The organism is Bacillus cereus group sp. N6, from assembly GCF_016483705.1.
Classification (GTDB): domain Bacteria; phylum Bacillota; class Bacilli; order Bacillales; family Bacillaceae_G; genus Bacillus_A; species Bacillus_A wiedmannii.
The window spans coordinates 1-8587 of the sequence record NZ_JAEHBI010000083.1; the positions used below are offsets into that span (position 1 = coordinate 1).

An 8587-nucleotide genomic window follows, 5' to 3' on the forward strand; every position below is an offset into this window, starting at 1 on the left:
CATTTTTTGATGAAATTTTTTAAGGGGGGGTGTTATTATCGAATCATTTTTACCACTTTTCATCGTTTTCCCATTTATTCTGTTTCTTTTCGTATACTCTTCCATGTTCTTTGTTATGGCAATTAACACAGACTGTTTCAAGGTTATCCATGTCTAATGCTAGTTCCGGATGATGTTCAAGCTCTTTGATATGATGGACAACGAGCCCGATCTTCTTACGCTTTGCACTTTCACTGTACTCATTGGTATCCACACGAACACTACCATTGCGCTTACACTCTTGGCACTCATAGTTGTCACGTCTCTTTACTTGTTCACGTATCCTCTTCCACTCACCACTGTCATAAAATTTGCGCTTTTGTTGTTTGGTTTTATATCTCTTCATTTCCTCTTTACCACTCTACTTTCGAACTACTCCTCTGAACAACCGTCTATTAAACTTTCTTTTTAATCTCATAAAAAACGAAGGATTGAATTGTTTTTTATTCTTTTCATCATTTTTTACTAATTCTTCTATTGTTGAATTCATAAGATGAACCATTGAGTAGAACATAGGTTGTTGCTCATACATTTTATAATACTTAAATTGAAGTTCATCGATTTCTACTACCGTTCGATTTTTAAAGTACCTATCATAGATAGTATCGTCCAAAGGACGCAGACCGAGCGCATCAACCTTCTTTTGTATATCTGTTTCGATGTGTTCCATATTCTTCACTCCTATCTGTTCCCATTAAAACACCATTTGGGCATTTACTAATTTATATTCATTTTGATTGGTATACAAAACCAAAAATAACAAATAATAAAGGTGGATGAAGAACATGTGCTATGACTCGTACATTGTATGACCCAATTAGCTATTCTACCTCTTTGAAATGTATGAATATGTATATGCTTCATCCTTTCAGTCACTTCATCAAGGATAAGGAACGTACTGTATAATTCAAATTAAAACCAAACCATATTTTCTTTTGTTACTATTATGCAGTCGTTCTTTATTCCTTCACCCCTATATATTTTTGTTGCATATATTCCGATTTACCTCTCCTAACAATACATAGAATCCTAACCATCTTTACGCTTATTCTTTCCTTTTTACATTTGCAAAAGGTCATCTTTATAATTCACTGTTCGTATGCTTCTTGTTATAGTAAAAATACCCTAATATTCCGAATACCATTTATGGTTATAACGGATTTTTTTTATTCGCACAGTTAGTTGTCATCTACAGATGATGATGCGGCTGTGCCTTTTTCTATTCCTTCAGGAATCCACCTATCGGTTTATCGATAGATTCATTTACAACAGCTTGTCCTAGCATTAAAATGAATGTACCTACTATCACGGCTTGGTCGGATTTAATTAGATTCAACCTTCCATACAACAGTTGCAGTTGCACTAGCATCTACATACTTTATAAACATGAAAAGAGTACCTCCTCCACAAGGTACTCTCTCCTTGGCAACAGTACGCAGCCTGTAAATCCAGCAACACCTATTATTCCAATCGATCAAGAACAAGCTCAGCAACTCAAGCAAGTCGTCTCGCCTATAAAACAAATTTCTAACCTCGTACGATTGTTTCCGCAATCGTTTAAGAAACAGATTTGAAAGTTTGTTCTTACTTGTTTTCTATGCAACATGTTTCGGGATGTTCCTTTTTTATCATGAATTATTTTTTCCCTTTCCCAATCGTTTATCTTTTGTGAACTCCTTTTTTCAAATTGTGTATTACAACGATTCCGAATCAAGGCCCCGCTTACGCATTTGTTCTCGCAAACTCGATGTAGACACACCCAAATATTGAGATATTTTCGAATTGTTAAATCCCTGTTTTCTTAATTGTAATGCTTTTTGACACCAATCGTCCCATTTTTTCCGACTTTGCTCCTGTATATCAACTTGCGTTTTACCTTTCCATACTCCCCTTCTTTTCAATTGATCACGTAAAGTACTAGCTGGACATCCTAATTTCTTTGATATGATGGTATTTCCACACCCTTTCTCATATAGTTTAACAGCTTGTTTACAAATCTCATCCCAATCTTCCCTAGATTTGTACCTCTTACTTTCTGCGAATAATTCTCTCGCCAATATTTGTAATTCTTGTCCTATCGAACAATGCGGGATACAATTTTTCAATGGTTGCATTTGATATTCACACGTGTGACAATGCTGGTCTTGTAAATCTAAAATACGGATTCGCTTTTCCTTGTCATTCATGATGGACACCTCACTAATTTTTCATTATTCTATACTATCCAGACAAGTCCTCACCAGTATTTTTTGTACCATTCACCAAAAATATTTTATTTTTTGGTTGCAAATTCACCTACTTTACATATAGTATCTTGACTCCTTACTTTTCGAACTATTATTTGTTCATGACTCACACACATAATAATGATAGCGAATGTAAGTTTCATAAAACAGGTACCCTGTCATCGGTACTCGTTTTTTTATATAATGAAAGAAAAAATCAGAACAAAAAAGGTATCTATAACCAAAAATAGAATATAGTATATATCCAGTTCTAGTCTAAATCCTTGTATATATGTTTTGGAGAGACGATTTCATTCGTCTCTTTTTTATATGCACTTTTATTGGTATGTAAAATCAAATAGTAGCAAATAGTAAGAATGGAAGAGGAACAGACGATATAATTTGCACATTGTTTTCCCCTTAGATGACACCTAACACACCTATAAAATGTAACAAATATATTTGTTCTTCCTCCTTCCTTTTTATCATGAAGGGAGAAGAATGTATGATATTGTATCATCATTCTTCATCCCTTCCCTATTTATGCTTTCTTTATTCATCGCAATGTATTCTACTTTTTCTTTACCAACAAATAAATGCAGATAAAGGAAACTAAGGTGACTTATATGGGAGATTCAAATAATAATGAAACTAAGTCGATATTAAAGTTATGGCTTATCTATATCCCGCTTGCATTATTTAAATTCACCTTTTCTAGTGTTCTATAAATTCTTTATGGAAAAGACAATAATGTTATGAGTCGAAAGAAAGCACCATCGCTGGCGCTTTCTTTCTCACTCTATTTTATGATAATCGTAAAATACGCTGTACCTCTTCTACTGTCAGTTTCACAATATTTGCAATCACTTGTGGTGTCATCCCACTTTCGTACATTCGTTGGATTATTTTAGCTTGACCTTGTTCTCCACATGTGCCACCGCTGCCTTTTCATCTAACAATATTTTTTCTCGTGCCTCTGGAACTATTACTTTTACATACACGTCTGCTCCAGGAACAATATCTATACTTTCAATCATTTTAAATTCCGGTTTAACTGACAATAGGTAAATTGAATAATTCCCACCAGGTAAATTGAATAATCGAAACATACCATCAGAAACGTTTTCTCCTGTCTGACAACTCGTAGATTTTGTTTGATATTCTCTAATTCTTTTTCCTGTACGATTATCCACTGCAATAACAGGAACCCCAACCTCTTTCACCGGATTTCCTTCATTATCCACCACTTGCCCGTAAAAAGAGCCTAAAATTTTGAAATAATCCCCGTATGGAATCTGCGGACATTTAATTTCCTGCACGGCTGCACTTAGATCTAATAACCCATATCCATAAAACGGATCCCATTTTTTATCTTTTGTATCTAAACTGTGTGCTGAACGTTGTATTGCCTGGATAATCTCTTGATTACTTGCAGATGATTTGATCGCACGTAACATCGCGGCTACCCCACTTACAAATGGTGCTGAAAATGATGTTCCATCTGATGCATCATAATTTATTTGAGAAAAAATAGGGACTGGATACGATGGTGTTGTAGATAAAATTTCTGTACCCGGAGCTGTACTCCCCACATAACTGCCCCAATTTGAAAAAGATGCTAATCCATCGGTTTTGTCAGTCGCACTTACCCCTAATACAAAATTATGTGCAGCTGGATAACTAGGTTGTTCATGTCCTTGATTTCCTGCAGATGCCACTGAAATAATACCCTGCTCCCACGCCTTTTCTAAAGCTACTTGTAACGCATGTACGTACTTGGGAAAACCTAAACTCATGTTAATTACATCTACCTTTTTTTCAATTGCATACATAACTCCTTTAATAATACTCAGAACAGCAATATCTAGATCTCCAGAAATATTCACCTTAATTGGAACAATATACGCTGTATTATAACTCGCACTTGCAATACCAGTTTTATTATTAGTACTAGCAGCTGCAATTCCCGCTACAAAAGTCCCATGACCTAGTATATCTATATAGTCTTGTGGATCATCAGAGCCAACATTAATAGGGTCTATAATTTTATCTTTTAAATCCGGATGATTTGGATCAATGCCACTATCAAGAATAGCAATCTTAGTAATCGGTCCGCTATTTTTCACCTCACAAAATGCCATCTCTGGATTGATCCATTGTAATCCCCACTGATTTTGTAAACCGGCACTCGTTTCAATTTTCTCTAGATAATATGGATCATTCGGTATACATCCACATGACTTACATTTACACTTCGCACACTTACATGGCTTATAATGTAATTTCCCTATCGTATTGAAATCAACAAATCGAACACCTGGATGTTGCTCATATAAAGCTTTATATTTCGCTTCTTCTCCTACAGGGACTTCAATTACTTCTACATGTAGTTGAGAGATTTCATCTATTTTCTTTCCACCTAATTGCATATGAATCTGACTTTTCGATTGTACTTTTGCATGATCGTAAAACGTAACTAATAACTGCCCATCTTTTATCATTTTTTCTCATCCTTTGCCGTTTGCTAGGATATCGTATGCAAACGAAAGGACAAGTGTCTCATTTTCACTAAAAAATGGTTTTTCGAACCAAAAGTAAAGGGCTATGCATTCATAACAAGTAGTAAGATAGTTCCTCATGCCAAAAGAATACAGGGTAAACGAGACAAAATAGAATCTAAAAAACATTCCTTCTAGCCATATATTTTGGCAGTTTTGTGCACGAAAAAGAGCATCTACATGGTAGTAGATGCTCTTCTCACAAGAAAGGATAGATTAATTGATAAAAATAAATCCTGTTGTAATATGGTATGTCAGTTCCATTATGATTATACCTAAGGTAAGCATAAATGTATTTATTATATAGATGTTTCGGATCTAAGGGTGTCTAATTACATGGAACGTCCGTAATTATTAAAAACGAATCTTTAAGAACATGTTTTTTATTCATTTCTCACTACACCTAAAGGTCTACCTTTACGAACGAAAAAGAGCACCCACGCCAGTGGATACTCCATGTGTGCACACGAAAGAGAGCACTCCCCAACCTAAATGCTCTCTCGTAAAAAATATTAGTTATGTTCTATATCATTGTATACTTCTCCATTCCGATTATGTCCATGATTTGGTAAAACAAACGAAATTAATTAGTTTTTTGGTAACAACCTACCTCTTTTTACATATAGTATCTTGAAATCCTTACTTGTCGAAATAGTTGTTCATGACTCACACACGTAACAATATTATACGACTGTAAGTTGAAAAAACGGGTACTCCGTCACCGGTACTCGTTTTTACATAATAAAAGGAAAAACAAAAATGAAACTAGGTCTACATAACCAAAATTAGAATATAGTATATGGACTCGCTCTATTGCAATTATATATATATCTACATATGAGGCGATTTTATTCGTCTCTTTTTTTGTAGTTATTATTATTGGTATAATAAACCAATATATATCGCATATTAAGAATGGAAGAAGGACAGACGATAGTATTTGCGCATGGAAACCCAATACCTTCTGATGTTTGTCCTTCCTCCACTCATCTTATTTCTTACCGAAGGATGACAAATGCATCATGCGAATTTACAATCAAAATTAATAACACCATACATTGCATGTGCATTTTTCATTTCTTTTGAAGTCAGTCACATAATACGGTACGTGATATTTTATATTTTAATATCCACTCATAAACAAAAGAGCAACCGATACGTTCAGTTGCCCTTTCGTTAATTCTTTATGTTATTACTATAACCCCTTTTTGCAATAGTTAACATGAACTGAAGTGAACTTAATGTTTTGTTAACTCAACTTCTGAGCATATTCAATCATACGCTTTATTTGTGCGTGTTTATTATAAATATATCGCGGACTGTAATCTAACTCTTCAGCAAGCTTTTCCAATGTCTTGCCCTCCACATACTTACCATACATAATCTTGTGTTCTAAACCGTGGAATGTACTAATTACCTTTTTGAAATCAAACATGTCATTCATCTTGTGAGCTAATTCATGTTCACATACAGCAATACGATCTTCTAGTTTTGCTCCTTCTGACTCAGCGGTTAAACATACTTCTTGTAAGTCGCCATACACCCAACGTTTCAACTCTCGCTTACTTCTATCCAAATCACTTTCCAAATAGATAATTTCATCTTCTAATTTATGATAATCTTTTAACCATTCTAGCAATGTGTATGCCACCTCACTTATTTTAGGATGCCAGCTTGTACAAATATATTTCTCCACGCTGTTTTTACACGATCTTTTTCAAATAACTTACCTCTACGAGCGATTGCCTTCTTCATTTTCCGTTTTTTATGCTTTTTCACCGTTTCCCCCCCCTTTTAAATTCACCTCAAAACCGATGGGTCATTTTATAAGGTATTTGCACACGTTTCTAGAGCTTTCAATGCCACAAGACCTATACGGTACTCGGAAAAGATTTAAACGCTAAATTTCCTTATTATATACAGTCGTTTTTTCGAAAGAAATGAATTTCGGGCTAAATCACATATCGTTTGGTCCTTTTATCGTTTACATTCACCTCTATATATTCAATACCATCATCTGTTTTACCAAACGCCACTACTTCACCTATTACTTTTGAAATTTCATTTGATAATGTTCTAAACGGAAATAGTAAAGTTTCACCTTCAACCACGTTCGCTTTTCCCATATTGGGTTTGTATTTTTTCATATTCATTTCCCTTCTCTAATAAAATAACGATTTTGTCTAGCTTTTCTTAAAAACAGTCTTACCTATTATTGGTTTTTATAACCACTTTTAAATTCTATTCATGTATAAAATAATTTGTACTTTCCCATACTATACATACGGTTATTTGAGTTACCTTCCGATTTACTTCTTCTTTATACTTGGGCATCTAACTTTTGTTAGTTGCTCCTTTTTTGGTTAAATTGACCTATTTAAAAGTTCTTTCGCATATATTATTATCACAGGGAATTCTACAGGTTTCTCTGGTCCAGTTACCTTGAATTTCTTGCACACCTTGTGGGAATAACCCGTTATAACTAGCGGGTTATTTTATTTTTTTGTATAAACATACTTATCAAATATCTCTTTTGTTTCTACTTATTTTCCTCTAACCTTCGCCAAACGTTCCGCAGCCTTTTGCCTTTGTTCCTCAGACATCACACGAAGCTTTTTCATACTCACCTGTTTTTCATCCAATACACCTTTTACCGCTATCGGTTGCCTGTCCTCTTCTTCTAAAGTCTGTAATTCACATAGATTACTAAGTTTTCAAATGTGTTTAAGAACAGTAGAGTAAAACATCCACTGTCCTGTACTTGTCTCAAAAACTAGAGTTGTTTCTTGCTCTTCACGAGGATATGCCATATTAAAAAGCTCCTGTTCTAAGATGATGTTTCGCTTGATAATAAAAATGATGATATATCCAGTTACCACTGAATTTTTTATCTACATACACAATTTCAAAGCTGTACTTTGCTTTAAATGTGTTAAGTCTGCCAAGCAATGCTAAAGGGTTATATTTTGATCGATACTTACCTTGCAGCATCTTTTCGTATCCATGTAGGTCCTCCACAATTAGAGTGAAGGGAATGTCCTTTGAGCGAATTAATTCATTTTCAAATGCTGTTTGCGTATCTTTTTGCAAGTTCCCTGTGATCTCATCCATATGGGCCTTTCGCTCTACTCGGCTGTCTAAGTAGATATCACGATGTATTCCAAGTTCTTCATTTTTCGGAATCATACATCCATAATCACCGGTATCTAACTTTTGATTTTTGATTTGGATGCCTTTTTGATGTAAGTAATCAAGGATATGACCATTTACATTTTCACGAGTATCAATCACGATTGTGAGTGTTTTAAGGATTTTTTCTATTTCTTTATCTGTGTAATGGAACCTGATCATTTTGATTCCCCTTTTCATTTAATGCTTCATCAATCGCTTGTTTAATTTTCTTTTTACTTACTCCGTTGTTAACGTCGTATTTGAAATTAAACCCACATTTACAAGTACGTTTGATAATATTGTCATCAACTTCTAATGTACCTTGACCATTACCAACAAATTGATTACCACAATTCGGACAGTCGTTAATAAGTGGTGATATTCTCAAAAAATCCATTGCGTTCATTTTCATGCCCCTCTCTTCGCATATAAAACCGCACGTTCATATATCTTTCTTGCCATTGCATTCGATTCATCATTTTCAAATTGGCGATAATCATCATACATATCTGTCCATCCGTTCTTAGCAAGAATGATTGTCCAGTCATAGAACAGTTGTAATGAATCCTCATCAGCAAGTAACCAACCATGTAA

The 8587-nt window shown here is 34.5% G+C and carries 9 protein-coding genes and 1 pseudogene; all 10 read right to left on the reverse strand.

Annotated elements, in window-relative coordinates; genetic code table 11:
- Positions 1 to 49 precede the first annotated feature (49 nt).
- On the reverse strand, positions 50 to 385 hold the full coding sequence (locus JDS99_RS28840; RefSeq protein WP_199696233.1) for an HNH endonuclease: 336 nt from the start codon (positions 383 to 385) through the stop codon (positions 50 to 52).
- Between the two features lie 15 nt (positions 386 to 400).
- Entirely contained in the window at positions 401 to 709 is a 309-nt protein-coding gene (locus JDS99_RS28845) for a hydrolase (protein ID WP_199696234.1), read from the reverse strand.
- A 1024-nt stretch (positions 710 to 1733) separates the two neighbouring features.
- Positions 1734 to 2225, reverse strand: coding sequence for a hypothetical protein (locus tag JDS99_RS28850; RefSeq protein WP_199696235.1), 492 nt, complete (start codon positions 2223 to 2225; stop codon positions 1734 to 1736).
- A gap of 941 nt (positions 2226 to 3166) precedes the next feature.
- Positions 3167 to 4765: a S8 family serine peptidase gene (locus tag JDS99_RS28855; protein ID WP_199696236.1), complete on the reverse strand. Its 1599-nt coding sequence runs from the start codon at positions 4763 to 4765 to the stop codon at positions 3167 to 3169.
- 1306 nt (positions 4766 to 6071) lie between these two features.
- Positions 6072 to 6461, reverse strand: coding sequence for a hypothetical protein (locus JDS99_RS28860; protein WP_199696237.1), 390 nt, complete (start codon positions 6459 to 6461; stop codon positions 6072 to 6074).
- Positions 6462 to 6478: 17 nt separating this feature from the next.
- On the reverse strand, positions 6479 to 6601 hold the full coding sequence (locus JDS99_RS28865) for a DUF3983 domain-containing protein (RefSeq protein ID WP_097908239.1): 123 nt from the start codon (positions 6599 to 6601) through the stop codon (positions 6479 to 6481).
- Positions 6602 to 6774: 173 nt separating this feature from the next.
- Positions 6775 to 6969: a hypothetical protein gene (locus tag JDS99_RS28870; RefSeq protein WP_199696238.1), complete on the reverse strand. Its 195-nt coding sequence runs from the start codon at positions 6967 to 6969 to the stop codon at positions 6775 to 6777.
- Positions 6970 to 7633: 664 nt separating this feature from the next.
- Positions 7634 to 8173 (reverse strand): ERCC4 domain-containing protein, encoded by a 540-nt coding sequence (locus tag JDS99_RS28880; protein ID WP_199696239.1) that lies wholly within the window; start codon positions 8171 to 8173, stop codon positions 7634 to 7636.
- Positions 8148 to 8399 (reverse strand): DUF3797 domain-containing protein, encoded by a 252-nt coding sequence (locus JDS99_RS28885; protein WP_199696240.1) that lies wholly within the window; start codon positions 8397 to 8399, stop codon positions 8148 to 8150. The genes JDS99_RS28880 and JDS99_RS28885 overlap by 26 nt, the downstream gene beginning before the upstream one ends.
- 2 nt (positions 8400 to 8401) lie before the next feature.
- A pseudogene (locus tag JDS99_RS28890) lies at positions 8402 to 8587 on the reverse strand (hypothetical protein); the annotation flags it as partial.

Bases quoted from the DNA above. Each gene is read 5' to 3' on its own strand.
- JDS99_RS28845 (WP_199696234.1), bottom strand. From the start codon at position 709: ATGGAACACATCGAAACAGATATACAAAAGAAGGTTGATGCGCTCGGT.
- JDS99_RS28880 (WP_199696239.1), bottom strand. From the start codon at position 8,173: ATGATCAGGTTCCATTACACAGATAAAGAAATAGAAAAAATCCTTAAA.
- JDS99_RS28850 (WP_199696235.1), bottom strand. From the start codon at position 2,225: ATGAATGACAAGGAAAAGCGAATCCGTATTTTAGATTTACAAGACCAG.
- JDS99_RS28885 (WP_199696240.1), bottom strand. From the start codon at position 8,399: ATGAACGCAATGGATTTTTTGAGAATATCACCACTTATTAACGACTGT.
- JDS99_RS28870 (WP_199696238.1), bottom strand. From the start codon at position 6,969: ATGAAAAAATACAAACCCAATATGGGAAAAGCGAACGTGGTTGAAGGT.
- JDS99_RS28855 (WP_199696236.1), bottom strand. From the start codon at position 4,765: ATGATAAAAGATGGGCAGTTATTAGTTACGTTTTACGATCATGCAAAA.
- JDS99_RS28840 (WP_199696233.1), bottom strand. From the start codon at position 385: ATGAAGAGATATAAAACCAAACAACAAAAGCGCAAATTTTATGACAGT.